This window comes from Ectothiorhodospiraceae bacterium 2226 (assembly GCA_013348725.1).
GTDB lineage: Bacteria > Pseudomonadota > Gammaproteobacteria.
Genome location: CP054689.1, coordinates 49,424 through 73,907, shown reverse-complemented (window position 1 = coordinate 73,907; position 24,484 = coordinate 49,424). Strand labels below are relative to the sequence as shown.

Genomic DNA, 24,484 nt, shown 5'->3' with positions numbered 1-24,484 from the left:
AAGCGGTTTGAAAGACATTAGTCTGATTCGCAATTTTTCGATCATCGCGCACATCGATCACGGCAAGTCCACGCTGGCCGATCGGCTCATCCAGTCCTGTGGCGGGCTCGCCGAGCGCGAGATGGCCGAGCAGGTGCTCGACTCCATGGAACTGGAGCGCGAGCGCGGCATCACCATCAAGGCCCAGAGCGTCACCCTCAAGTACGTCGCCCGCGACGGACAGACCTACCAGCTCAACTTCATCGACACGCCGGGGCACGTCGATTTCTCCTACGAGGTCTCCCGCTCGCTGGCCGCCTGCGAGGGCGCGCTGCTGGTGGTCGACGCCTCGCAGGGCGTGGAGGCCCAGAGCGTGGCGAACTGCTATACGGCGCTCGATCAGGGTCTGGAAGTGGTGCCGGTGCTGAACAAGATCGATCTGCCGGCCGCCGACCCCGAGCGCGTCGCCGAAGAGATCGAGGACGTCATCGGGATCGAGGCCAAGCAGGCGGTGCGCGTCAGCGCCAAGACCGGCGAGGGCATCCCCGACCTGCTGGAGGAACTCGTGGCGCGCATCCCGCCGCCGCAGGGGGACGCCGAGGCACCGCTGCAGGCGTTGATCATCGATTCCTGGTTCGACAACTTTGTAGGCGTGATCTCGCTGGTGCGCGTGATGCAGGGGCGCTTGCGCGCGCGCGAGCGCATGACGGTCATGTCCACCGGCCGTATCTATCCGATCACCAAGGTAGGGGTGTTCACGCCGCACCGGCTGGACACCGGCGAGTTGCAGGCCGGCGAGGTGGGCTTCGTCATCGCCGGCATCAAGGAGATCGAGGGCGCGCCGGTGGGCGATACCCTGACCCTCGCGGAACGCCCTGCCGCGGAGCCGTTGCCGGGCTTCCAGCGTGTACAGCCGCGGGTGTTCGCCGGGCTGTTCCCGGTCAGCAGCGAGGACTACGAGGACCTGCGCGAGGCGCTCTCCAAGCTGCGCCTGAACGACTCGGCGCTGTTCTACGAGCCCGAGACCTCACAGGCGCTGGGTTTCGGTTTCCGCTGCGGCTTCCTCGGCATGCTGCACATGGAAATCGTGCAGGAGCGCCTGGAGCGCGAGTACGACCTCGACCTCATCACCACCGCGCCGACCGTGGTGTACGAGGTGGAGACCACCAAGGGCGAGGTCATTCAGGTCGACAACCCGTCCAAGCTCCCGCCGCTGAACGAGATTACCGAGATCCGCGAGCCGATCATCGTCGCCAATATCCTCACCCCGCAGGAGCACGTCGGCAGCGTGATCACCCTGTGCATCGAGAAGCGCGGCGTGCAGACCAAGATGCTGTACCACGGGCGGCAGGTGGCGCTCAGCTACGAGTTGCCCATGAACGAGGTGGTGCTGGACTTCTTCGACCGCCTCAAATCGGCCACCCGCGGTTACGCCTCGTTCGACTATAGCTTCGCGCGCTTCCAACCGGCCAACTTGGTCAAGCTCGATGTCTTGATCAATGGCGAGCGGGTCGATGCGCTGTCGCTCATCGTGCACCGCGACCAGGCGGACTACCGCGGGCGCGAGTTGGTCGAGAAGATGAAGGAGATCATTCCGCGCCAGATGTTCGATGTGGCGATTCAGGCCGCCATCGGTTCGCACATCATTGCGCGTTCGAACGTGAAGGCCTTGCGCAAGAATGTCACCGCCAAATGCTATGGTGGCGACATCACGCGCAAGAAGAAGCTGCTCGAGAAGCAAAAGGCCGGCAAGCGCCGTATGAAGCAGGTCGGCAGCGTGGAAATCCCGCAGGCGGCGTTTCTCGCCGTGCTGCAGCTCGGAAAGGACAAGTAACCGTGGACTTCGCGTTGCTGTTGGTGTTGGCCGCCCTGATCACCGGCGGCATCTGGTTGGTGGACGTGCTGTTCTTCGCGCCGCGGCGCCAAGGCGCGGCGGTAGCGGCCGGCGATGGGCGGCCCGCGTCGCTGCCCGCCAAGGAACCGGTCATCGTCGAATACGCGCGCTCGTTTTTTCCGGTGATCGTGATCGTGCTCCTGCTGCGCTCCTTCCTCGCCGAACCGTTCCGCATCCCCTCGGGCTCGATGATGCCCACGCTGCTGGTCGGCGATTTCATCCTGGTCAACAAGTTCAGCTACGGCATCCGCCTGCCGGTGCTCAACACCAAGGTGATCGGCGTCGGGGAGCCGCAGCGCGGTGATGTCATCGTGTTTCGTTATCCCGAGGACCCGCGGGTCGACTACATCAAACGCGTGGTCGCCGTGCCCGGCGACCACGTGGCCTATCAGGACAAGGTGCTGTACGTGAACGGCGAAGAAGTCGGCCAGCAGCCGCTCAGCACCTACATCGGCAGCGGAGCCGGTGCGGTCATGACCGGTGCCAGCCTGCGCGAGGAACGGCTGCGCGAGCCGCCGCATCAGATTCTGGTGCGCAGCGGCGCGGCCTCGCTGGATCAGGAGTGGCAGATCCCGGCAGGTGAGTATTTCGTGATGGGCGACAACCGCGACAACAGCAAAGACAGCCGATACTGGGGAACCGTGCCGGAAGATCACCTGGTCGGCAAGGCCTTTCTCATCTGGATGAACTGGGATCCGGCCAATGGCGGCATCGCCTGGGGTCGCATCGGCAACGCAATCGAATAGGCGGCACGGGCGCAGGGAGCGGTGCAACGGCAACCTCCACGGATGGAGCTTGGACTTCGGAGCGCGAGGGGCGCAGGAGGTTGTGCAATGAACTCAGGACAGCGCGGGGCGAGCCTGCCCGGCCTATTGCTGATTGTCGTATTACTCGGCTTGGTGGTCCTGTCGGGCATCAAGCTGTTTCCGATCTATTACCAGGATTTCAAGGTGCGTTCGGCGCTCAACTCGCTGGAACGCGAACAGGAGCCGCAGGCCTCGCCGCGGGCCGTCATGGACGGCCTCATGCGCCGCTTGCAGGTCAATCAGGTCACGGACGTGAACCGCAACCACATCAACATCCGCCGTCAGGGTGCGGTCTATCAGGTCGACGTGGTGTACGAGATTCGCCAGCACTGGCTGGGTAACCTCGACGTGGTCGCGCACTTCACCCACACCGCGGAGGTTCGCGCCGAGTGAGGCCGCTGGATGCTCTCAGCAAGCGCCTCGGCTATCGCTTTCGGGACGAGCGGCTGCTGCATACCGCGCTGCGCCATCGCAGCGTCGGGGGCAACCACAACGAACGCCTGGAGTTCCTGGGCGACGGGCTGCTCAATTTCGTGATCGCGGCCGAACTGTTTGAACGTCACCCCGCCGCGGACGAGGGCTCGCTAAGCCGCTTGCGCGCCAGCCTGGTGCGCGGCGACACCTTGGCCGAGATCGCACGTGATCTCAAGTTGGGGGAGTGCCTGGAACTCGGCCCGGGGGAATTGAAGAGCGGCGGGTTTCGGCGCAGCTCCATTCTCGCCGACGCGCTGGAGGCGGTGTTCGGGGCGGTGTACCTGGATCAGGGCATGGCGGCGGCCGAGGACCTGATTCGCTCGCTCTTTCAGGCGCGCCTGGATGTGCTACCCACCGCCGCGGGAACGCTGAAGGATCCCAAGACACGCCTGCAGGAGTTCCTGCAATCGCGGCGCCTGCCGTTGCCGGTCTACACTGTGCTCTCGGTAGAGGGCGAGGCGCATGAGCAGAGCTTTACCGTGGAGTGTCAGGTGGAAGGCGTAGCCATCGGCCCCTCGCGAGGTATCGGCGCCTCGCGCCGCAAGGCCGAGCAAGCCGCTGCGCAAACACTATTGGAGCAATTGCTGGATGGATGACTCGTTTCGCGCCGGCCTGGTGGCCATCGTCGGGCGGCCGAACGTCGGCAAGTCGACCCTGCTGAACCGTATCCTGGGCCAGAAGCTCAGTATCACCTCCGACCGCCCGCAGACCACGCGCCACCGCCTGCTCGGGATCCACACGACCGCCACGCACCAGGCCGTGTACGTGGACACCCCCGGCCTGCACCGCAAGGCCAAACGGGCGGTGAACCGGTACATGAACCGCGCCGCCGTCGGCGCCCTGGAAGGGGTGGACGCCGTGCTATTCGTGGTCGAGGCGCCTCGTTGGGAGGACGAGGATGATCTCGTCCTGGAGCGCTTGGCGACGGTCCCGCAACCGCTGATCGTGGTGGTCAACAAGGTCGATCGCGTCAAGGACAAGGCCCAGCTGCTGCCCTATCTGCAGGAACTGGCCGAGCGTGTCCCCCAGGCGCGCCACATCATTCCCCTGTCGGCCCAATCGGGGCGCAACGTCGAGGTGTTGCTGGAGGAGGTCGAGGCCCTGCTGCCGGTTCAGCCGCCCATCTATCCTGAGGATCAGCTCACCGACCGCAGCGAGCGCTTCTTCGCCAGCGAGATCATCCGCGAGAAGCTCATGCGCCAGCTCGGCCAGGAGCTGCCCTATGCGGTCACCGTGGACGTTGAGGCCTTTCGCGAGGAGAAGGGCACGTTGTTCATCCGCGCCGTCGTGGTGGTGGAGCGCGATAGCCAGAAAGCGATCGTGATCGGCAAGGGCGGTGAGCGCCTGAAGAAGGTCGGCCGCCAGGCGCGCGAGGACATGGAGCGGCTGTTCGGGCAGAAGATCTATCTGGAGCTGTGGGTGAAGGTGCGCGAGCACTGGGCCGACGATGAGCGCGCGCTGCGCCAGCTCGGGTACACCGACGAGGGCTGATGCAGGCTCAGCTGCAGGCGGCGTTCCTGCTGCACCGACGCCCGTACCGCGACACCAGCGCGCTGCTCGAAGTATTTTCGCGCGACTATGGGCGCATCGGGCTGGTCGCGCGCGGCGTGCGCGGCGCCCGGTCGCGGCTCGGGCCCCTGCTACAGCCCTTCGCGCCGTTGCTCGTGTCCTGGTCGGGCCGCGGCGAGCTCGGCACGCTGACTGGCGCCGAGCCGGCCGGGGCGCCTTTGCGGTTGCCGCCGCGCGTCCTGCCGAGTGGGTTCTACCTCAACGAGCTGCTCGTGCGCCTGCTGCGGCGCCACGATCCACACGAAGGACTGTTCGCGGCGTACACGCGGGCACTCGCCGCGCTGGCCCACAACGATGGCGAGCCGGCGCTGCGTTTGTTTGAACGGGACCTGCTGGACGCGCTTGGCTACGGCCTGCTGCTGGATCGCGAGGCGCACGGCGGAGTGCCCCTGTCTCCCTCGGAACGCTACTGTTATCATCTCGAGCTTGGCCCGCTGCCTGCGGTCGCCGGGGCGCCCGCGGCCGGCCCGATCGTGCAGGGCGCGACGCTGCTCGCGCTGGCGCGGGGCGAGTTGGAGGATTCGGCGGTGCTGCAGGAGGCCAAGCAGCTGCTGCGCGCCGCCTTGGCACCGTATCTTGGTGGACGCCCGCTGCAGAGCCGCCGCCTGCTGCGGCGCGACGGCTGACACACCCCGCGCGGCGCGCGCCGTGCCCCTGCGAAAGGTTAGGCTTGATGAACGCGGACTCCCCCCTGCTGCTGGGCGTCAACATCGACCACATTGCCACCGTGCGTCAGGCGCGCGGCACGCGCTTTCCCGATCCCATCCAGGCGGCGCTGGTGGCCGAGGAGGCGGGGGCGGACGCCATCACGCTGCACCTGCGCGAGGATCGGCGCCACATTCAGGATCGCGATGTACGCCTGCTCAAGGACATCCTGCAGACGCGCATGAACCTGGAGATGGCGGTGACCGAGGAGATGCTCGGCATCGCGAGCGAGGTGCGGCCGGCCGATTGCTGTCTGGTCCCCGAGCGGCGCGAGGAGTTGACCACGGAAGGCGGTCTGGACGTGGCGGGGCAGGCGAGCCGCATCGCCGACGCCTGCGCGCGCCTGGCGGAGGCGCAGGTACGGGTCTCGCTGTTCATCGACGCCGACCCGCGTCAGGTGGAGGCCGCCGCGCGTGCCGGTGCGCCGGTCATCGAACTGCACACCGGCCACTACGCGGATGCGCCCGACCCGGCGGCACGTGCGCGCGAACTGGCGCGCCTCGCCGATGCGGTGCGGGTCGGCCTTGCCGCCGGCCTGCAGGTGAACGCGGGCCACGGCCTGCACTACCACAACGTGGAAGCCGTCGCGGCGTTGCCTGGGGTGCAGGAGCTCAACATCGGCCACGCCATCGTCGCGCGCGCGCTGTTTACCGGCCTGGGCGAGGCGGTGCGCGAGATGAAGCGCCTGATGCGCGGAGCGCGCGGCGGGTGATCTACGGCATCGGCACCGACATCGTGCGCATCGCGCGCGTGGAGGCGGGCCTCGCCCGCTTCGGCGACGCCTACGCACGGCGGATCTTGAGCGCCCCCGAGTGGCGGGACTACACGCAGAGCAGCCGGCCGGCGGCCTTGTTGGCCAAGCGATTCGCGGCCAAGGAAGCGGCGGCCAAGGCGCTCGGCACCGGGATGCGCGCGCCGGTGACGCTGCGTGCCATGGGGGTCGAGCACGCCCCGAGTGGCGCGCCGCGGCTGGTCTTCCACGGCGCCTTGCACGAGTGGGTGCGGGGCCAGGGAGTCGGGGAATGGCACCTCAGCCTGGCCGATGAGCGCGACCACGCGGTGGCCTTCGTGGTCATGACGCGCAAGTAGGATCGACTTTATGAACCGCGCTCATCTTTCTGATCGTCCGTGACTTTATGCCACGCAAACGGGTAGACTGACGGCATGAGCTTTCCCACCATCGAGTCCTTCGTCGGGAACACCCCGCTGGTGCGCCTGCAGCGCCTGTGGAGCCGCCCGGACACCCAGATTCTGGTCAAGCTGGAAGGCAACAATCCCGCCGGTTCGGTCAAGGACCGCCCCGCCCTCAGCATGATCCGCCACGCTGAGGAGCGCGGCGAGATCAAGCCCGGCGACACGCTCATCGAGGCCACCAGCGGCAATACCGGCATTGCGCTCGCGATGGCCGCCGCGATCAAGGGCTACCGCATGGTGCTGATCATGCCGGAGCACATGAGCGTGGAGCGCCGCCAGGTGATGCGCGCCTTCGGGGCGCAGATCATCCTGACCCCGCGCGCCGGCAGCATGGAGGCGGCCATCGACCGGGCGCGCGAGTTGCAGGCCGCCGGGCGCGGTAAGGTGCTGGATCAGTTCTCCAACCCCGACAACCCGCGCGCGCACTACGAAGGCACCGGCCCCGAGATCTGGCGTGATACCCAGGGCCGCGTTACGCATTTCGTGAGCGCGATGGGCACCACCGGCACCATCATGGGCACCTCGCGCTATCTCAAGGAGCAGAGCGCTGCGGTGCAGATCGTCGGCGTGCAGCCGAGCGAAGGGGCCAGTATCCCCGGCATCCGGCGCTGGCCGGCGGCCTATTTACCCAAGATCTACGACGCCGCACGGGTGGACCGCATCATCGACGTCTCGCAGGCCGAGGCCGAGGACACCACCCGCGCGCTGGCGGCCCGCGAGGGGATTTTCTGCGGCATCTCCTCGGGCGGCGCGGTGGCCGCGGCGCTGCGCCTGGCCGAGTCGGTGCGTGACGCGGTGATTGTGGCCATCATCTGTGACCGCGGCGACCGCTACCTCTCTACATCGGTCTTCCCACCCGAGTGACGTCATGAACGTATTCGTGTTCGATATTGAGACGGTGCCGGACGTCGACGGCGGCCGGCGCCTGTATGAGCTGGAGGGCCTCAGCGACGCGGAGGTCGCCAGCGTGATGTTCCACCGGCGGCGCCAGGAGACCGGCGGCTCGGAGTTTCTGCGCTTGCACCTGCACCGCATCGTGGCCATCTCCGCCGTGCTGCGTACCCGCGACACCTTCAAAGTCTGGTCCCTAGGCGAGCCGCAGGCACCGGAGCGGGAGATCGTGCAGCGCTTCTTCGACGGCCTGGACCGTTTCACCCCCACGCTGGTGTCCTGGAACGGCTGCGGCTTCGATCTGCCCGTGCTGCACTACCGGGCGCTGCTGCACGGCGTGAGCGCGCCGCGCTACTGGGAGACCGGCGAGGAGGACGCCAGCTTTCGCTGGAACAATTACCTGTCGCGCTACCACGCGCGCCACACCGACCTGATGGACGTGCTGGCCGCGTATCAGCCGCGCGCCAACGCGCCGCTGGACGAGATCGCCACCCTAATGGGCTTCCCCGGCAAGATGGGCATGAGCGGCGCGAAGGTGTGGGACGCCTTCCAGGGCGGCGAGATCGAGGCCATCCGCAACTATTGCGAGACCGATGTGCTCAACACCTACCTGGTCTACCTGCGCTTCGAGCTCATGCGCGGGCGCCTTACCGCGGAGGGCTACGCGCGCGAGTGCGAGGTCGTGCGCGAGGGGCTGGCCAAGGAAGGCAAAGCGCACCTGGATCAGTTTCTCACCGCCTGGAAAGCCTGATGGGGCGCCGCCGCAAGTCGCTGCCGAGCGAGCCGGTGGTCGCTCGGATCGAGTCGCTTACGCATGATGGGCGCGGCGTGACGCACATCGACGGCAAGGCCGTGTTCGTGCACGGCGCCCTGGCCGGGGAGCAGGTACGGTTTCGCTACCTCCGACGCAAGCGCAGCTATGACGAGGCCCTCGTCGAGGCCGTGCTGGAACCGGCGGCCGAGCGCGTGGCGCCGCCCTGCGCGCACTTCGGTTTGTGCGGCGGCTGCGCCTTGCAGCACCTCGCGCCCGACGCACAGGTGGCGGCCAAGCAGGCGACCCTGCTCGAGAACCTGCGCCGCATCGGCAAGGTGGAACCGGCGGAGGTGCTGCCGCCGCTACGCGGGCCGCAGGTCGGATACCGGCGCAAGGCACGCCTCGGCGTGCGCTACGTGGAGAAGAAGGGCCGCGTCCTGGTGGGCTTTCGCGAGCGTAGCAGCGCGCTGCTGGCCGAACTGGAACGCTGCGCGGTGCTGCATCCCTCGGTGGGCGAGCGGCTGGCCGAGCTCGGAGAACTGATCGGCCGGCTGACGGTGCGCGCCCAGATCGCGCAGATCGAGGTGGCGGTGGGCGACGAAGCCACCGCGCTGGTGTTTCGCAATCTGCAGCCCCTGCCCGCCGAGGACGAGGGCCGCCTGCGCGACTATGCGCAGGCCACGGGCCTGCAGATCTACCTTCAACCGGGCGGTCCCGATACCGCCTATGCGCTGGCACCGCCCGAGGCGCGACTGAGCTATCGGCTGCCCGAGTTCGACCTCGAGATCGGGTTTCTGCCGACCGATTTCACGCAGGTCAACGCCGACATCAACCGCCAAATGGTCTCGCGCGCGGTCGCGCTGCTTGACGTTCAGGCGGGCGAACGCGTGCTCGATCTGTACTGCGGTCTGGGCAACTTCACTCTGGCGCTGGCCCGGCGCGGCGCCGAGGTGGTGGGCGTGGAGGGCGAGCCCGGGTTGGTGGCGCGCGCGCGCCAATGCCGAGGCCAACGGGCTCGCCGACCGGGTTACGTACTTTGCGGCCGATCTGGCCGCGCCCCCGGCGGACGCGCCGTGGCGGACCGGGCCCTACGACAAGGTGCTGCTGGACCCGCCGCGTACCGGTGCGCTGGAGATGCTCGGAACCATCGCGGCGCTGAAGCCACAGCGCATCGTCTACGTGTCGTGCGGCCCCGCGACCCTGGCACGCGATGCCGGTGTGCTGGTCCACGAATACGGTTACCGCTTGGTCCGCGCCGGTGTGATGGATATGTTTCCCCATACCGCCCACGTGGAGTCGATCGCCGTGTTCGAGCGCACGGGCCGCGCAAGATGATCGTGTACGATCTGGCGTGCGCGGACGGCCATCGATTCGAAGGCTGGTTTGCCGGTGCGCAGGATTTCGAGCGTCAGCTGCGCGAGGGCCTGCTCACCTGTCCGGTTTGCGAGGCGGGGGCCGTGCGACGTGTGCCTGCGCCCTCGCGCATCAACACCGGTAAGGGCGCGCGACCGGTGCCAGACACTGCGGGCGGCGGCGTCGCGGAGCTTCTGCGCAAGGTGCGCGAGCTCGCCGAACGCTCCTCCGAAGACGTGGGCGAGCGTTTCGCCGAGGAGGCGCGCCGCATCCATTACGGGGAGACCGAGCACCGCAACATTCGCGGTCAGGCTTCCGCGGAAGAGGTGAAGTCGCTGACGGAGGAGGGTGTACCGGTGCTGCCGCTGCCTCCCAATCCTGACAAGCTCAACTAGCCTGCGTGGCTGCGCGGTACCGCGGGGCGGCCGATTCCCCTCAACTGCTGAGCGGCCGCACCACGTCCTCGTCCAGATGCCAGCGGCGAGCGATCTCGCGCGCACGCTGTTCGTCTTCCGGATGCACGAACACCGCGAGGCTTCCGCCGTGTTCAGGCAGCCAGTGCGCCTGGATCCACTGCCATCGCCGACCGGTGTCCTCGATGCTGAGGTCGGTGGAGACCTCCACGAAGCCGACTAGGGGGGCCTGTTCGGCGCGCTGCGCCGTCAGATCCGGTTCGATTGGCGCGTTGAGCACCCGGACCGTGAGCGGCGCGGGGTCCGGATACCCGGCCAGGCCGTCGACGTGCAGATCCTCATAGCCTTCCTGCTGTAGGGACTCCACGGCGCGGGAAAGTAGCGCTACGTATTCCTTTTGGATTGCATCCGGCAGCTGTCGCATCAGACCCTCCTTGGGGATCGGTTCCTGGCACTCCTTGAGCATAGTGTGGCGCAGGCGAGGCTACCGAACTGCGGCCGAAACCCCTCCAGCGCGCCGTCTCCTTGCAGGCCGTACACGCCATGAGCCGAGCGGCGCAGAGCAAGCTCGTGACGGCCGCTGCGGGTGCGCGCGAGCAGGGTGTCGCGGCGTAACAGGAGGGTGGGGTACGCAGGATGGCGCCCCCCTGGAAAAGCTGCTGAACGTGGCCGAGGCCCCGGCCGAAGGTCGTGACGACGAGAGCGATGCGACGAAGGACGAGCGCGGGGATGTTACGAACTGCGGGCGGTCAATCAGCCGCTGATGACCGACTATGGGCTGAACGAGGATCTCAAGCGTCTCTGGGCGTACCGCCATGCGCCGTGCGAGCTGGTACCGCGCCTACGCCATTAGAGAGAATCGACAACAAGATCAAGGTGATCAAGCGCATAACCTATGGCTACCGCGACGAGGAGCACCTCTTCCTGAAGCTCCGTGCGGCCTTCTCCGGTAATGCGCGAGAGCATAAAAAAACGGCCGAGGCGATACGGCCCCGGCCGCTGCTTGGGGCGGGCGTTACTGGACCCCGAAGCCGTAGATGGTCATTTTGGACATCAGGTGCAGCGCATCGCGGTAGGGTACCGTGCCCTGCTCGCGCAGGATGCGGCGGCCTTCCTCCGAACTCGCGAATTCGACCAGGCCCTTCACGTGACCGGTGGGCGCAGACGAGGTGTTGAGGTATAGCGGCCGGTAGAGGTCGTAATGGCCGTCGCGCACCGCCTCGTAGGTGGGGAAGACCCCGTCGAGCGCTAGAATCTTCACGCCCTCCAGGCGACGCGCGCTACTGACGCCGGTTACGCCGACGCCGAGCGGATCCTTCTGGACGTTGTTCTCGACATGCACCGAGCCCTGCACGAAACGGTCGGAGACGAAATCCACGTCCGCATCCTGAAAGATGTACTGACGCTTGGCGTAGCCGACGCCGGATACCTTGGAGCGGGTGGCGTACAGGTGAATCGGTGCATCGGGGCCGCCGAGTTCCTTCCAGTTGGTGATCTGGCCGAGGTAGAGCCGGCGGACCTGATCCGTGGATATCTCGGAGACCGGATTGTCTTCGTGCACGATGAAGGTCAGCGCATCCCAGGCCACGGGATGCATGGTCACGAAAAACTCGGACTGGTCGAGGTGGGGCAGTGACATGCGGCAGGCGCCGCCGACATGCACTTCGCCCTTGGAGGGCGCCCGGATGCCGCGCGTCGCGCCGCCGCCTTCGAGCACGACGGCCACACCCGTCTTCTGCTCGTAGGCCGCCGCGAGCTCGTTCATGAATGCGTTGCGGGTGATGGTGCAGCCCGCCCAAAGCAACTGTTCCTGGTCCTGGGCCTGGCCCGGAGAGGGCGCGAGGAGCGCTGTGGACGTTGCCAGAAGGATGCCGGAAAGCCAGCCGATGGCTGAGTTGCTGTATTTTGCTGTCATGCCCGCCGCCGTTTGTTTGTTCTTGAATGATCGGGTCGTGCGTGGGCCGATCCTTGGCGTCGCACGAGGCGTCACCGCCTCCCTGTACGTGATGCACAGGCGCTTAACCACTTCAGGGCACTTCGTGCGCCCTGTCCGAACGGTGTTCCGCCGGACGTTGACGGGGACAGCATAATACGGACGCAGCGTGTAAGGAAAGGCTTACACGGCTAAACCCGGGGCGCAGGCGGCCGCGCCGGGCGCTGTGGGCGGCGGGGAATGAATGCGTTGGGGCGTCCCTGCCCCGGAGGACGGTCAGTGCATGCCGAAGCCGTAGATGGTCAACTTGGACATCAGGTGCAGGGCCTCGCGGTAGGGTACGGTGCCCTGTTCGCGCATGATCCGGCGCCCTTCCTCGGAGTTAGCAAAGTCCACCAGCCCCTTCACGTGCCCGGTGGGGGCCGCGGAGGTGTTCAGGTAGAGCGGGCGGTACAGGTCGTATTTGCCGTCGCGCACCGCTTCATAGGTGGGGTAGACGCCCTCCAGGGCGAGGATCTTCACCCCCTCGAGGCGCCGGGCGCTACTCACGCCGGTCACGCCGATGCCCAGCGTGTCCTTTTGTACCGAGGTCTCCACTTGGTCGGAGCCCGCCACGAAGTGGTCGGTGACGAAGTCGATCTCGGTGTCCTGAAAGATGTATTGGCGCTTGGCATAACCGACGCCGGAGACCTTGGAGCGCGTGGCGTACAAGTGAATGGGAGCGTTCGGTCCGCCCAGTTCCTGCCAGTTGGTGATCTCACCGAGGTAGATCCGGCGCACCTGCTCGCGCGTGATCCCCTGGACCGGATTGTCGTGGTGCACGATGAAGGTGAGTGCATCCCAGGCCACGGGGTGGGAGGTGACGAACAGCTCCGACTGGTCCAGGTTCGGGAGGGTCATGCGACAGGAGCCACCGACGTGCACCTCGCCCCGGGCGGGCGCGCGGATGCCGCGCGTGGCGCCGCCGCCTTCGAGCACCACCGCCACGCCCGTCTTGCGCTCATAGGCGGCGGCAATCTCGTTCATGAAGGCATTCTGCGTGATGGTGCAGCCGGCCCAGATAAGCTGCTCCTGGTCCTGGGCGGACGCAGCGAGGGGTGCGGCCAGGATGAGAGCGCCCAGCAGGGTGCCAAGAAACAGCGAGGGTTTGCGCGAGGTTATCGTTGTCATTCGTGCCGCCGTTGGTTGTTCTTAGTGGCCCGAGCCCTCACGAAGTCGTCGTGGCGGCTCGGGTGGCTAGAGAGCGGGCAGATTCTAATATACGGATATACCGGAATGGAAGCGCGATCGCGGACGGGCGGTCCTTGGGACGGCGTGCCGTCGGCTACGCGGATATGCGATCATGCGTGCCCGGCCCGTCGCCTGCCGGCAAGGCCGGCGCGGACGATGCGAGCACGAGTGGAGACGAGCGATGATTACGGTGGGATTCGAGGCGGCGGCGCAGGCGCAGGTGATCAGCGACGAGGCGCTGCCGGAGCACGAGCAGATCTGGGTGTGGGACCAGTTCTACACGGCGGTGCTCCACGTGTTGGCCGAGCGTCCGGAGGGCGAGTGGCTGCGCCGCACCATGGAGGATTGGGCCGCGCAGGTGATTGCCCGCATCTTCGAGGACCCGGCGGCGCTTGCCGCGGACGGGGCATCGACCGTCGTTCCCGACCTCGCGGTGCGAGAGGGCGGGGCCGCCGGCATGGAGGCGGTGCACGTGCTTAACGTGGTCCCGCAGGCGAGTGGCTGGCCCGAGTTGGAGCTACACCTGCCGCAGGGCGAGGCCGAGCGTACCGCGCGTGCGGTGGTGGCGCTGGCGCACTACTTCCTGCAACTGAACCCGCTGTTCATCAAGGACCTCGCCTTACATGTGTTCGCCATGCGCAAGTACTACATCGACGTTGCGCCCCCCACGGAGGAACGCAGCATGGCCGAGGCGCCGCAGTTCGCTCTCCAGAAGGCGATGAAGTTCTTCGAGGATATGAGCAGCGGGCGTCCGCATTGATTACGGTCTGACACAATCCATTCGGAATGGGGCAGGCCCCTTCCTGGAGCGGGTCCCGCGGAGGGGCGGAGCTTCTCCGCCCGAAATAGCGGCACGCCTTCCTCCCCTTGGCTCGGTGCCGCCCGCAGCATCACTCGGCGCCGCCCGCACCATCACCCGGCGCCGCCGCGGCATCGTCCCGCGCCGCCCGCGGCATCGCACGCCTCTCGCGCCCCCACCGGCGCCTGGCACGTCGCGTGCTTCTCTCTTCTCGGTGCATGCCCGATCGGCGGGCGGAGAAGGGGACGACAAGCACGTGAAGGCTCTCCCGTATGAAGAAACGGTCGGCGATCTGCTGCTGGCCTCGCGCCGGTGCGAACTGGTTGCCCTGGAGCAGTTGCAGGCAGCGGTGCGCCTGGTGGGCCGCATCCGCGCCCTGGTCCATCAACTCCAACTCGAGCGCGGTATCTCCACGCTCCACTTGAGCGCGTGCGGCGAGGCTTACGCCCAACGCCTGCGTCACGCGCGTGAGGCGGCCGACGCCGCGCTGGGAGCGTTCGCGGAGGAACTCGCGGGCTGGCTGCAGCCGGGCGCCTGCGCGCAGGCGCAGAGCCGCCTGCTGGCGCGCGTGGCGCTGGCGCTGCAGGGCTTGTCGGCGCTGGCGTCGTTGCGCGCGCAAGTGGCGGAACGGGCGATCCTTCCGATGGCCGCAATGCACCGTTACAGCGACCTGATCCGCGGCCTGTTGGCGGCGGTCGTCGAGGCGGCCGACGCCGCCACCGACCCGGACGTCTCCCGCGCCCTGGTGGCGCTGCTGAACTTTATGCAGGGCAAGGAACTGGCCGGGCAGGAGCGCGCCATTGGGGCGGCCGGCTTCGGCGCCGGCGGGTTCGAAGCCGAGCAGCGGCAGGCCTTGGTGCATCGCATCGATGCCCAGGGGCGCTGCTTTGCCACCTTTCTGGTGTTCGTCGCGGAGGAGGACCGCGCCGCCTGGGAGCGCCTACAGCGCGTGCCCGAGTGGGCAGCGGTGGAGCGCCTGCGTCGCCGCGCCTGTACGCCATCTTCGCCATCGTCATGCGGTGCGATGACCGCCTTGCTCGGCGAGTGGTTCGACTGCACCACCGCGCTCATCGATGGCATGCGCGCGATCGAAGACCGCCTCGAGCGGCACCTCGGGCGCTGCTGCGCGGCGCGTATCGCGGCCTGTCGGGCGGATCTGGGGCGGTGCGCGAGCGCATTGCGCAGCGCACCGCCACCGAGCTGCGCGACGCCGTGCCGTATGCGGTCTTTTTCGATGCCCAGCCCCAGGTTCCTCCCGGCCAGGTCCGCGACGAGATCCTCAACCTGCCGATCGTGGCGCACTCGGTGATGGAGCTCGTGCAACGCCAAGCCGGCCGCCTGCAATCGATGGAGGATGAGTTACATGCGGCGCGTCTTGCGCTCGCCGAGCGCAAGGTGATCGAGCGCGCCAAGGGCCTGCTGATGCGCCATCGGGGGCTGTCCGAGGACGCGGCCTACAAGCTCCTGCGCCAGACCGCGATGGAGCAGAATCGCCGCCTCGTCGAAGTGGCGGAGGCCGCCGTGGCCATGGCCGACCTGTTGCGCTAGCGGCCGGGAGACCGGTCCGCCGCACCGTGCACCAGCCTGGCCCGCCGGGGCCCCGCCACGCCCCAGGCTGGTGCCCCCGGCCGCCGCCGACCCTGCCTTGCGCCGTCACTCATCACGAAATGTTCGCGCTGTGGAGCGAACCCGCCACGCAATACGGGCACTTATGCCGCGCGGCGGCATGGCCTGTGCGCGATCCATGAGTTGGCACGTGATCTGCAACCTCATGGGCAAGACGATCCAACGGCGGTTCGTCTCCTGACCCTCCGAACACCCGCGGGTGGCGGACGGGGACCTGGACAAAGGCGTCCATTGCCGGGCTGCGTAGGCGGCTCCGTGCGATGCGGCGCCTTTTTTCTGAGGAAGGTCTGATCGATTCAGACCTTTCATGAACGGCCAAGGGGACAGAAGAACAGATGAGCACAGACGATCGAAGCAAGGGCATGTCGCGCCGGCGATTCCTCGGCGCCATGGCAGCCGGGGTGGGCGCCGTCGGCATGGGCGGACTGGCGCCTTGGGGGTTCGCCCGCGCCGCCGGCGCCAAGCCGGAGACGACACGCGCGACACTCGGGTTCATCGCGCTGACCGATGCCGCGCCGCTGTTCATTGCGCTCGAAAAAGGCTTCTTCGCCAAGCACGGCATGTCGGACGTGCGGGTGGAGAAGCAGTCGTCCTGGGGCACCACGCGCGACAATCTGGAGCTCGGCTCGCGCCGTAACGGCATCGACGGCGCGCACATCCTCACGCCGATGCCGTACCTGATTCATCACCGCGGCAACACGCGCATGGCGATCCTCGCGCGGCTGAACCTCGCCGGGCAGTGCATCTCGGTGGCGCGCGAGTATGCGGAGCTGGCCGTGGGCACCGACGCCAGCGGGCTCGGTGAGGTCTTTGCCGGGAAGCGTAAGCGCGGCGCGGACGTGCGCGCCGCGATGACCTTCCCCGGCGGCACGCACGATTTGTGGATCCGCTACTGGATGGCCGCGGCGGGCATCGATCCCAATCGCGATATCGCGACCATCACGGTGCCGCCGGCGCAAATGGTCGCCAACATGCGCGTCGGGTCGATGGACGCCTTCTGCGTGTGCGAGCCCTGGAACATGCAGCTCATCAATCAGGGGATCGGCTACACCGCCAACACCACCGGCGAGCTGTGGCACAACCACCCCGAGAAGGCCTTCGCCATGCGCGCCGATTACGTCGAGGCGCATCCGAACGCCGCGCGCGCACTGACCATGGCGATCATGGAGGCGCAGATGTATTGCGAGGATCCGGCGCACAAGGAAGAGGTCGCCCAGATCTGCTCGCGGCGCCGCTACATCCATGCGCCCTACGCCGACATCATCGACCGTATGCAGGGGAACTTCGACTACGGCACCGGACGCGTGGTCGAGAACCATCCAGCACAGATGCGCTACTGGAACGACCACGCCTCCTATCCGTATAAGAGCCACGATCTCTGGTTCCTGACCGAGAACATTCGCTGGGGTTACCTGCCGGCCGGGCTCGACACCCGGGCGCTGGTCGACGAGGTCAACCGCGAGGACATCTGGCGCGAGGCGGCACAGGCGCTGGGCGTGGATGGGCAGGCGATTCCCGCGTCGACCTCGCGCGGCACCGAGACCTTCTTCGACGGCAAGACCTTCGATCCGGACAACCCCCAGGCGTATCTGGACAGCCTGGCGATCAAGCGGATCGCGTCATGACCCGCCCCGCGCCGTCCGTCGCCCAGCCGACCGAGGAGCCCACCATGTCCGCTACGGCCTCCACCGTCACCCCCTCGCGTCCCGAGCGTGGCCGCGCGCCGCAGGCGCCGGCCATTGCCGCGGCGCCGGCTGCCGCCGCGGGTGCGCCGCCCCCGCCACCGAGCCGCTGGCGGCAGCGCCTGCGCCATCTGGCCGGCACCATGCTCCCGCCGCTCATCGTGACCGCCGTTTTTTTGCTCATGTGGGAGATGCTCGCATCCTCCCCGGGGGCCACGTTACCGCCCCCGTCACTCGTCGTGACGGATACCTGGGAGTTGATCGTCAATCCGTTCTATGACCACGGCGGCAACGATGTCGGCATGGCGTGGCAGCTCTTGGCGAGCCTGGAGCGCGTCGCCTACGGCTACCTGCTGGCGGTGGTCGCGGGCATCGCGCTCGGTGTCCTGGTGGGGCAGTCGACCTGGGCGATGCGCGGGCTCGACCCGATCTTCCAGGTGCTGCGCACCGTGCCGCCCCTGGCCTGGTTGCCGATCTCGCTGGCCGCGTTTCAGGACAGCAATCCCTCCGCCATCTTCGTCATTTTCATCACCGCGATCTGGCCGATCATCATCAACACCTCGGTCGGTATCCGCAACATCTCCCAGGACTACGTCAACGTCGCCCGGGTGCTGCGCCTCAACGGCGTGGAGTACTTCACCCGCATCATGCTGCCGGCCGCCGCGCCCTACATCTTCTCGGGGCTGCGCATCGGCATCGGCCTCGCCTGGCTGGCGATCGTGGCGGCGGAAATGCTGATCGGCGGGGTCGGCATCGGCTTCTTCATCTGGGATGCGTGGAACGCCTCGATGCTCAGCGACATCGTGCTCGCGCTGATCTACGTGGGCCTGGTGGGCTTCATCCTCGACCGCCTGGTGGCCCTGGCCGGCAAGTGGGTCACCCACGGCACCCAACAAGGCTGACTGATACCGCACAAGGAGGCACATCATGACCAGCTATCTCTCCATCGAGAACGTGCACAAGCGTTTCGGCGCCGGCGCCGCGGCCACCGAGGTGCTGCGCGAGGTAAACCTACAGGTCGATCGCGGCGAGGTGATCGCCATCATCGGCCACTCCGGCTGCGGCAAATCCACCGTGCTGAACATCGTGGCAGGGCTGCTGGAGACCACCAGCGGCGCGGTGATCCTGGACGGCAAGGAGGTGAGTAGGCCCGGCCCGGACCGCAGCGTGGTGTTCCAGAATCACTCGCTGCTGCCATGGCTGACCGTGCGCGACAACGTGGCGCTGGCGGTGAACAAGACCTTCCGTGGCACCAAGTCGGCGGCCGAACGTCGCGAGTGGGTGGTGCACCACCTGGAGATGGTCGGCATGGGGCACGCGCTCGACAAGCGCCCCGACGAGATCTCCGGCGGCATGAAACAGCGCGTGGGGATCGCGCGCGCGCTGGCGATGCAGCCCAAGGTCCTGCTGATGGACGAGCCGTTCGGCGCGCTGGACGCGCTCACGCGCGCGCACCTGCAGGACGAGGTGATGCGCATCCAGACGCAGCTCGGCAACACCGTGCTGATGGTGACGCACGACGTGGACGAGGCGGTGCTGCTCTCCGACCGCATCGTCATGATGACCAACGGCCCGGCCGCCACCATCGGCGAGGTGCTGCAGATCGAGTTGCCGCGCCCGCGCGAGCGCCTCGCGATGGCCGACAACCCCCAGTACAACCACTACCGCAGCGAGGTGCTCCGCTTTTTGCACGAGCGCCATCGCAACCCGGCAGCGGAGGCGGCGTGATGAGCAGCGAACGCAAACCCCGTCTGGTGCTGGTCGGCAACGGCATGGCCGGCATGCGCACCATCGAAGAACTGATCGCGCGCGCGCCGGATGCATACGACATCACCGTCATCGGCGCCGAGCCGCACGTCAACTACAACCGCATCCTGCTCTCGCCGGTGCTGGCGGGCGAGAAATCGCTGGACCAGATCGAACTCAACAGCGAGGCCTGGTACGCCGAGCACGGCGTGCGCTTGCGCAAGGGCGTGCGTGTCGAACAGCTCGATCTTGGCGCGCGCCGTTGCACTCTGGCGGACGGCAGCAGCGAGGCCTACGACCGCTTGCTGCTCGCCACGGGCTCCGAGCCCTTCATCCTCCCGGTGCCCGGCGTCGAACTCGAGGGCGTGGTGAGCTTTCGCGACATCGCCGACGTGCAGGCGATGCAGCGGGCGGCGCGCCGCGGCGGCCGTGCCGTGGTGATCGGCGGCGGCCTGCTCGGCCTGGAGGCCGCGCACGGGCTCGCGCGTCAGGGTATGGACGTGACGGTGGTGCACATCGGCGCGACGCTGATGGAACGTCAGCTCGACGCCGCCGCCGGCGCGCTGCTGCACCGACACCTCGAGCAGAACGGGTTGCGCTTCGCGCTGGAGGCGCGTACCACGGCGCTGCTGGGTGAGGGCCCAGGTGAAAGTCGGGTGCGCGCCGTCGCGTTGGAGGATGGGCGTGAGCTGCCGGCCGACCTGGTGGTGATGGCCGTCGGCATACGACCCAACGCCGCGCTGGCGCACAGCGCCGGGCTCGCCTGCGAGCGCGGTGTGCTGGTGGACGATCAGCTGCGCACCTCGGCACCGGATGTCTACGCCGTCGGCGAGTGCGTACAGCACCGCGGCATCAGCTACGGCTTGGTCGCGCCGCTGTTCGAGCAGGCCAAGGTCTGCGCGGCGCAGTTGGCCGGCGAGGTGCAGGCGCGCTACGAGGGCTCGGCGACCGCCACCCGCCTCAAGGTCACCGGGGTGGATCTGTTCTCGGCGGGCGAATTCGAGCCCGCGGCGGGTGACGAGACCATCGTGCTGCAGGACCCGGGCCGCGGTATCTACAAGAAGCTGGTGCTGCGCGACAACCGGCTGCGCGGCGCCGTGTTGTACGGCGACGCGGGGGACGGCCCCTGGTACTTCCGCCTGTTGCGCGAGGCGACCGACCTCGCGCCGCTGCGCGCCACGCTCGCCTTCGGTCCCACCGAACCGGCGGGCGAGGGCGGCGGCGTGGCGGCCTTGCCGGACGATGCCGAGATCTGCGGCTGCAACGGCGTGTGCAAGGGCACCATCGTGGCCGCCATTCAAGCCGGCAAGCTGGACAGCCTGGAGGCGGTGCGCGCGCATACTAAGGCCTCGTCGTCGTGCGGGTCCTGTACCGGACAGGTGCAGGAACTGCTCGCGAGCGTCACCGGGCGGGCGCAGGAGGTGGTGGCCGACCCGCCGCTCTGCGCCTGCACCGACCTTGGCCACGACGCGGTGCGCGAGCAGATCGCCGCGCAGGGCCTCAACAGCATCCGCGCGGTGATGGACGCGCTCGGTTGGCGCAGCGAAGACGGCTGCCACCGCTGCCGTCCGGCGCTCAACTACTACCTGCTGGTGGCGTGGCCCGAGAGCTACACCGACGATGCCCAATCGCGCTTCATCAATGAGCGCGCACACGCCAACATCCAAAAGGACGGCACCTATTCGGTCGTGCCGCGCATGTGGGGCGGCATCACCACGCCGGCCGAGCTGCGCGCTATCGCCGACGTCGCCGAGCGCTTCAAGGTGCCCACCGTGAAGGTGACCGGCGGCCAGCGCATCGACCTGCTCGGGGTGCACAAGCACGACCTGCCCGCGGTGTGGGACGAACTCGGCCGCGCCGGGCTCGTTTCGGGACACGCCTACGGCAAGGCGCTGCGCACCGTGAAGACCTGCGTGGGCTCCGAATGGTGCCGCTTCGGCACCCAGGACTCGACCGGCATGGGCATCGCCCTGGAGCGCATGACCTGGGGCAGCTGGACCCCGCACAAGGTCAAACTCGCCGTCTCCGGCTGCCCGCGCAACTGCGCCGAGGCGACCATCAAGGACTTCGGCGTCATCGCGGTGGACTCGGGCTGGGAGCTGCACGTCGGCGGCAACGGCGGCATCAAGCTGCGCGGCACCGAGCTGCTGTGCAAGGTCGCCACGCCCGCCGAGGTGCTCGAGTACGCCGGCGCCTTCCTGCAGATGTACCGCGAGCAGGCGCGTTACCTCGAGCGCACCGCGCACTGGATCGAGCGCAACGGGCTCGCCGCCGTGAAGGCGGCGGTGGTCGACGACCCCGCCCAGCGCAAGCGCTACTACGAGCGATTCCTGCGCGCGCAACGCTACGCGCAGAAAGACCCCTGGCAAGAGCGTGTGCAGGATGCCGCGCGCCGGGAATTCACCCCCCTCGAACCGTTGGACATGGAGGAACGCGTATGAGCTGGCATTGTTTGGGTGATGTGGCGGAGATCCCGCAGCTGGGCGCCCGGGTAGTGCGCACCCCGGCGGCGGATGTGGCCGTGTTTCGCACCGCGAGCGACGAGGTGTTCGCGCTGTTGGACCGTTGTCCGCACAAGGGCGGGCCACTGTCGCAAGGCATGGTGCACGGGCGCACGGTGACCTGTCCCTTGCACAACTGGGGCATCGATCTGGCCACCGGGCAGGCGGTCGCCCCGGACAAGGGCTGTGCCGCGCGCGTGCCGGTGCGGGTGGAACAGGGCCGGGTGTGGCTCGACCTCGCCGGCCTGTTGCACAAGGCCAGCGCATGAGCGAGGTGCGCACCACCTGCCCGTACTGCGGCGTGGGTTGCGGCCTGGTCGCGCAGCGGGGGCCCGAGGGGCTCGCGCTGCGCGGCGATGCCGCGCATCCGGCCAACGCCGGGCGGCTGTGCGGCAAGGGCCAGGCCCTCGGCGACACCCTCGGCTTGCAGGAGCGCTTGTTGTATCCGACCCTGCACGGCGAACGCGTCGGCTGGGAGGCGGCGCTCGACGCCGTGGCGGCGGGCCTGCGCGACACCGCCGCGCGGCACGGCCCCGACGCGGTCGGGTTTTATGTCTCCGGTCAGTTGCTGACCGAGGATTACTACGTCGCCAACAAGCTGATGAAAGGCTTCATCGGCTCGGCCAATATCGACACCAACTCGCGCCTGTGCATGGCGGCGGCCGTGGCGGGCCAGACGCGCGCCTTCGGCGAGGACGTGGTGCCGGTGTCCTACCGCGATGTGGAACAGGCGGAGCTGGTGCTGATCGTCGGCTCCAACCTCGCCTGGTGCCACCCGGTGGTGCATCAACGGCTGCTGCAGGCGCGCGCCGAGCGCGGCGGTGGCCCCGAAGTGTGGGTGATCGATCCGCGTCGCACGGCCACCGTGGAGGAGGCGGACGGGCACCTCGCGTTGCGCCCCGACAGCGACGCGGTGCTGTTCAACGGCCTGCTGGTCTACCTGCATGCGCACGGGCATCTCGACGCGCGCTATATCGCGGCGCACACGCGCGACTTCGAGCACGCGCTGGCGGCGGCGCGCGAGGAGGCGCCCGACGTCGCCGCGGTGGCGGCCGCCACCGGCCTCGGCACCGACCAGGTCATCGATTTCTACCGGCGCTTTGCGCGCACCCGGCGCACCGTGACGCTGTACTCGCAAGGCATCAACCAGTCGGCGCGCGGGGCCGACCGCGTCAACGCCATCATCAACTGCCACCTCGCCACCGGGCGCCTCGGGCGCGCCGGGGCGGGGCCGTTCTCCATCACCGGCCAGCCCAACGCCATGGGCGGGCGCGAAGTCGGCGGCCTCGCCACGCAGCTCGCCGGCCACCGCGACTTCTCGCCCGCGGCGCGCGCCGAGGTGCAGCGCCTGTGGCGGGCGCCGCGTGTGGCCGAGCGCCCGGGCTTGAAGGCGGTGGACCTGTTCGAGGCGGTCGCCGACGGTCGGGTGCGGGCGCTGTGGATCATGGGCACCAATCCGCTGGTCTCCATGCCGGATACGGCGCGCGTGCGCCGGGCGCTGCGCGCTTGCCCGCTGGTGGTCGTCTCCGAGGTCAGCCGACGCAGCGAAGCGCTGCGCTACGCACACGTGGCGCTGCCGGCGCTGGCCTGGGGGGAGAAGGACGGTACGGTGACCAACTCCGAACGCTGCATCTCGCGCCAGCGGGCATTCCTACCGGCGCCCGGCGAGGCGCGGCCCGACTGGTGGGCGCTGGCGCGTGTCGGCCAGCGGCTCGGCTATCACGACGCCTTTCCCTACACGCGCCCGGCGCAGATCTTCCGCGAGCATGCGCGCCTCAGCGGCGCGCCGGGCCGCCTGTTCGACATACGCCCCTTCGCGCGACTCAGCGATGCCGACTACGAGCAGTTGGCGCCCACGCGTTGGCCGCTGAGCACCGGCGGCGCCCCGTTCGCGCAGGGGCAGTTCCCGACCGCCGACGGGCGCGCGCGCTTCGTGCCGGTGGCGACCGATGCGCCCGCACGGCTCCCATTGCATAGCACCGAAGTGGTGCTCAACACCGGCCGCACGCGCGACCACTGGCATACCCTCACGCGCACCGCGCTGTGCGCCCGCCTGAGCGCTCACCAGCTGGAACCGCGGATGAGCGTGCATCCCGACGATGCGGCGCGGGGGCGCCTCGCCGAAGGCGACTTGGCACGCCTATGCGGACCCGCCGGCTCGGTGGTCGCGCGCGTGGCGGTCGCCGATGCCGTGCCGCCCGGCACGGTGTTCCTGCCGATGCACTGGAGCGCGCCCTGGGGGAACGTCGGCGCGGTGAATGCGGCGGTGGCCGCCGTGGTGGATCCGGTCTCCGGGCAACCGGCGCTCAAGCACGCGCGGGTGCGGCTCGAGCGCGTCGCCGCGCGGTGGCACGGGTTCGCGCTCGCCACCGAACCACTGGTGTTCCCCGACGGCGTGTACTGGGCGGCGAGTCGGCTGCGCGCGGGCTATCGCTACGAGCTCGCCGGCACCGCCGCCGAGGGCGCGTGGGAGGCGTTCGCGCAGGCCCTGGTGGCGCCGCACACCGACCAGCGCTGGTTGAGCTATCGCGATGCGCAGGGCGAGCGTTGGGTGTGTCTCGAACGCGGTCGGGTGCGCTTGGTGTTGTGCGTCGATGCCCGCTGGGACGTCCTGCCGGCGCGGGCGTGGCTCGCGCAGCAGCTCGGCGCCCCGGTGGCGCCGGAGGCGGCGCTGCGGCTGTTGGGCGCGGCGGCGGGCGATGCGCGCTGGCAGGGGGCCTTGGTGTGTGCGTGCGCCGGCGTGCACGCGGGCGCGATCGCGCAGGCGCTGCAGGCCGGTGCGTGCGACCTCGCGGCCCTGGCGGCACGCACCGGCGCGGGCGGCGCCTGCGGGACCTGCCGGGGCGAGCTGGTGCGCCTGCTGCGCAGCCACGCGCGGGCGGAGGAAGGGGCGGCCGCGCTGGATGCGGCCGCGGTGGCGCCGGTCTAGTGCTGC

21 protein-coding genes and 2 pseudogenes are annotated in these 24,484 nt (G+C 68.6%); 20 read left to right on the top strand and 3 right to left on the bottom strand.

What is annotated here, in order from left to right:
- Nucleotides 1-16: 16 nt before the first annotated feature.
- The 12 genes and pseudogenes from lepA to HUS23_00300 all read left to right on the top strand — a co-directional run bounded on the left by lepA (nucleotide 17) and on the right by HUS23_00300 (nucleotide 10,014).
- On the top strand, nucleotides 17-1,813 hold the full coding sequence (gene lepA / locus HUS23_00355) for an elongation factor 4 (GenBank protein QKT04905.1): 1,797 nt from the start codon (nucleotides 17-19) through the stop codon (nucleotides 1,811-1,813).
- Nucleotides 1,814-1,815: 2 nt separating this feature from the next.
- Nucleotides 1,816-2,619 carry a signal peptidase I gene (gene lepB / locus HUS23_00350; protein ID QKT02400.1) on the top strand — a complete coding sequence of 268 codons (804 nt, stop codon included), beginning with the start codon at nucleotides 1,816-1,818 and terminating at the stop codon, nucleotides 2,617-2,619.
- Nucleotides 2,620-2,706: 87 nt separating this feature from the next.
- The gene (locus HUS23_00345; protein ID QKT02399.1) at nucleotides 2,707-3,072 is read left to right on the top strand and encodes a DUF4845 domain-containing protein; all 366 of its coding nucleotides are present in this window, start codon (nucleotides 2,707-2,709) and stop codon (nucleotides 3,070-3,072) included.
- Nucleotides 3,073-3,077: 5 nt separating this feature from the next.
- On the top strand, nucleotides 3,078-3,749 hold the full coding sequence (gene rnc, locus HUS23_00340; protein ID QKT04904.1) for a ribonuclease III: 672 nt from the start codon (nucleotides 3,078-3,080) through the stop codon (nucleotides 3,747-3,749).
- The gene (era, locus tag HUS23_00335) at nucleotides 3,742-4,644 is read left to right on the top strand and encodes a GTPase Era (GenBank protein QKT02398.1); all 903 of its coding nucleotides are present in this window, start codon (nucleotides 3,742-3,744) and stop codon (nucleotides 4,642-4,644) included. The genes rnc and era overlap by 8 nt, the downstream gene beginning before the upstream one ends.
- Nucleotides 4,644-5,348 carry a DNA repair protein RecO gene (recO, locus tag HUS23_00330; GenBank protein QKT02397.1) on the top strand — a complete coding sequence of 235 codons (705 nt, stop codon included), beginning with the start codon at nucleotides 4,644-4,646 and terminating at the stop codon, nucleotides 5,346-5,348. Before era ends, recO begins: the two co-directional genes overlap by 1 nt.
- Nucleotides 5,349-5,395: 47 nt before the next feature.
- Nucleotides 5,396-6,139 (top strand): pyridoxine 5'-phosphate synthase, encoded by a 744-nt coding sequence (pdxJ, locus tag HUS23_00325; GenBank protein QKT02396.1) that lies wholly within the window; start codon nucleotides 5,396-5,398, stop codon nucleotides 6,137-6,139.
- Nucleotides 6,136-6,516: a holo-ACP synthase gene (locus HUS23_00320; protein QKT02395.1), complete on the top strand. Its 381-nt coding sequence runs from the start codon at nucleotides 6,136-6,138 to the stop codon at nucleotides 6,514-6,516. The genes pdxJ and HUS23_00320 overlap by 4 nt, the downstream gene beginning before the upstream one ends.
- Nucleotides 6,517-6,591: 75 nt before the next feature.
- Entirely contained in the window at nucleotides 6,592-7,485 is an 894-nt protein-coding gene (cysM, locus tag HUS23_00315; GenBank protein QKT02394.1) for a cysteine synthase CysM, read from the top strand.
- Nucleotides 7,486-7,489: 4 nt separating this feature from the next.
- The gene (locus HUS23_00310; GenBank protein ID QKT02393.1) at nucleotides 7,490-8,263 is read left to right on the top strand and encodes a 3'-5' exonuclease; all 774 of its coding nucleotides are present in this window, start codon (nucleotides 7,490-7,492) and stop codon (nucleotides 8,261-8,263) included.
- A pseudogene (rlmD, locus tag HUS23_00305) lies at nucleotides 8,263-9,601 on the top strand (23S rRNA (uracil(1939)-C(5))-methyltransferase RlmD). Before HUS23_00310 ends, rlmD begins: the two are co-directional and overlap by 1 nt.
- The gene (locus tag HUS23_00300) at nucleotides 9,598-10,014 is read left to right on the top strand and encodes a DUF1178 family protein (protein QKT02392.1); all 417 of its coding nucleotides are present in this window, start codon (nucleotides 9,598-9,600) and stop codon (nucleotides 10,012-10,014) included. Before rlmD ends, HUS23_00300 begins: the two are co-directional and overlap by 4 nt.
- Before the next feature lie 40 nt (nucleotides 10,015-10,054).
- Here HUS23_00300 and HUS23_00295 read toward each other — a convergent pair whose 3' ends face one another.
- The 3 genes from HUS23_00295 to HUS23_00285 all read right to left on the bottom strand — a co-directional run bounded on the left by HUS23_00295 (nucleotide 10,055) and on the right by HUS23_00285 (nucleotide 13,135).
- The gene (locus tag HUS23_00295) at nucleotides 10,055-10,456 is read right to left on the bottom strand and encodes a hypothetical protein (protein ID QKT02391.1); all 402 of its coding nucleotides are present in this window, start codon (nucleotides 10,454-10,456) and stop codon (nucleotides 10,055-10,057) included.
- 591 nt (nucleotides 10,457-11,047) lie between these two features.
- Nucleotides 11,048-12,058 carry a substrate-binding domain-containing protein gene (locus HUS23_00290; GenBank protein QKT02390.1) on the bottom strand — a complete coding sequence of 337 codons (1,011 nt, stop codon included), beginning with the start codon at nucleotides 12,056-12,058 and terminating at the stop codon, nucleotides 11,048-11,050.
- Nucleotides 12,059-12,241: 183 nt separating this feature from the next.
- Nucleotides 12,242-13,135, bottom strand: a complete 894-nt coding sequence (locus HUS23_00285; GenBank protein ID QKT02389.1) for a phosphate ABC transporter substrate-binding protein — start codon at nucleotides 13,133-13,135, stop codon at nucleotides 12,242-12,244.
- A 241-nt stretch (nucleotides 13,136-13,376) separates the two neighbouring features.
- Between HUS23_00285 and HUS23_00280 the strand changes: the two genes are divergently transcribed.
- The 8 genes and pseudogenes from HUS23_00280 (at nucleotide 13,377) to HUS23_00245 (ending at nucleotide 24,478) form a co-directional block, all read left to right on the top strand.
- On the top strand, nucleotides 13,377-13,955 hold the full coding sequence (locus HUS23_00280) for a hypothetical protein (GenBank protein ID QKT02388.1): 579 nt from the start codon (nucleotides 13,377-13,379) through the stop codon (nucleotides 13,953-13,955).
- A 295-nt stretch (nucleotides 13,956-14,250) separates the two neighbouring features.
- Nucleotides 14,251-15,542, top strand: a pseudogene (locus HUS23_00275) (nitrate- and nitrite sensing domain-containing protein).
- Nucleotides 15,543-15,955: 413 nt separating this feature from the next.
- Nucleotides 15,956-17,245 (top strand): ABC transporter substrate-binding protein, encoded by a 1,290-nt coding sequence (locus tag HUS23_00270; protein ID QKT02387.1) that lies wholly within the window; start codon nucleotides 15,956-15,958, stop codon nucleotides 17,243-17,245.
- 44 nt (nucleotides 17,246-17,289) lie between these two features.
- Nucleotides 17,290-18,204 (top strand): nitrate ABC transporter permease, encoded by a 915-nt coding sequence (gene ntrB, locus HUS23_00265; GenBank protein ID QKT04903.1) that lies wholly within the window; start codon nucleotides 17,290-17,292, stop codon nucleotides 18,202-18,204.
- Nucleotides 18,205-18,229: 25 nt separating this feature from the next.
- Nucleotides 18,230-19,030, top strand: a complete 801-nt coding sequence (locus HUS23_00260) for an ABC transporter ATP-binding protein (GenBank protein QKT02386.1) — start codon at nucleotides 18,230-18,232, stop codon at nucleotides 19,028-19,030.
- The gene (locus tag HUS23_00255; GenBank protein QKT02385.1) at nucleotides 19,027-21,489 is read left to right on the top strand and encodes an NAD(P)/FAD-dependent oxidoreductase; all 2,463 of its coding nucleotides are present in this window, start codon (nucleotides 19,027-19,029) and stop codon (nucleotides 21,487-21,489) included. The genes HUS23_00260 and HUS23_00255 overlap by 4 nt, the downstream gene beginning before the upstream one ends.
- Nucleotides 21,486-21,818 (top strand): nitrite reductase small subunit NirD, encoded by a 333-nt coding sequence (gene nirD / locus HUS23_00250; GenBank protein QKT02384.1) that lies wholly within the window; start codon nucleotides 21,486-21,488, stop codon nucleotides 21,816-21,818. Before HUS23_00255 ends, nirD begins: the two co-directional genes overlap by 4 nt.
- A complete protein-coding gene (locus tag HUS23_00245; protein QKT02383.1) occupies nucleotides 21,815-24,478 on the top strand; it encodes a molybdopterin-dependent oxidoreductase in 2,664 nt (887 codons plus the stop codon). The genes nirD and HUS23_00245 overlap by 4 nt, the downstream gene beginning before the upstream one ends.
- Nucleotides 24,479-24,484 lie beyond the last annotated feature (6 nt).

Coding starts and splice junctions, on each gene's coding strand:
- ntrB (QKT04903.1), top strand. CDS start 17,290: ATGTCCGCTACGGCCTCCACCGTCACCCCCTCGCGTCCCGAGCGTGGC.
- HUS23_00300 (QKT02392.1), top strand. CDS start 9,598: ATGATCGTGTACGATCTGGCGTGCGCGGACGGCCATCGATTCGAAGGC.
- HUS23_00280 (QKT02388.1), top strand. CDS start 13,377: ATGATTACGGTGGGATTCGAGGCGGCGGCGCAGGCGCAGGTGATCAGC.
- cysM (QKT02394.1), top strand. CDS start 6,592: ATGAGCTTTCCCACCATCGAGTCCTTCGTCGGGAACACCCCGCTGGTG.
- HUS23_00245 (QKT02383.1), top strand. CDS start 21,815: ATGAGCGAGGTGCGCACCACCTGCCCGTACTGCGGCGTGGGTTGCGGC.
- era (QKT02398.1), top strand. CDS start 3,742: ATGGATGACTCGTTTCGCGCCGGCCTGGTGGCCATCGTCGGGCGGCCG.
- HUS23_00295 (QKT02391.1), bottom strand. CDS start 10,456: ATGCGACAGCTGCCGGATGCAATCCAAAAGGAATACGTAGCGCTACTT.
- nirD (QKT02384.1), top strand. CDS start 21,486: ATGAGCTGGCATTGTTTGGGTGATGTGGCGGAGATCCCGCAGCTGGGC.
- pdxJ (QKT02396.1), top strand. CDS start 5,396: ATGAACGCGGACTCCCCCCTGCTGCTGGGCGTCAACATCGACCACATT.
- HUS23_00270 (QKT02387.1), top strand. CDS start 15,956: ATGAGCACAGACGATCGAAGCAAGGGCATGTCGCGCCGGCGATTCCTC.
- HUS23_00260 (QKT02386.1), top strand. CDS start 18,230: ATGACCAGCTATCTCTCCATCGAGAACGTGCACAAGCGTTTCGGCGCC.
- recO (QKT02397.1), top strand. CDS start 4,644: ATGCAGGCTCAGCTGCAGGCGGCGTTCCTGCTGCACCGACGCCCGTAC.
- HUS23_00285 (QKT02389.1), bottom strand. CDS start 13,135: ATGACAACGATAACCTCGCGCAAACCCTCGCTGTTTCTTGGCACCCTG.
- HUS23_00345 (QKT02399.1), top strand. CDS start 2,707: ATGAACTCAGGACAGCGCGGGGCGAGCCTGCCCGGCCTATTGCTGATT.
- HUS23_00310 (QKT02393.1), top strand. CDS start 7,490: ATGAACGTATTCGTGTTCGATATTGAGACGGTGCCGGACGTCGACGGC.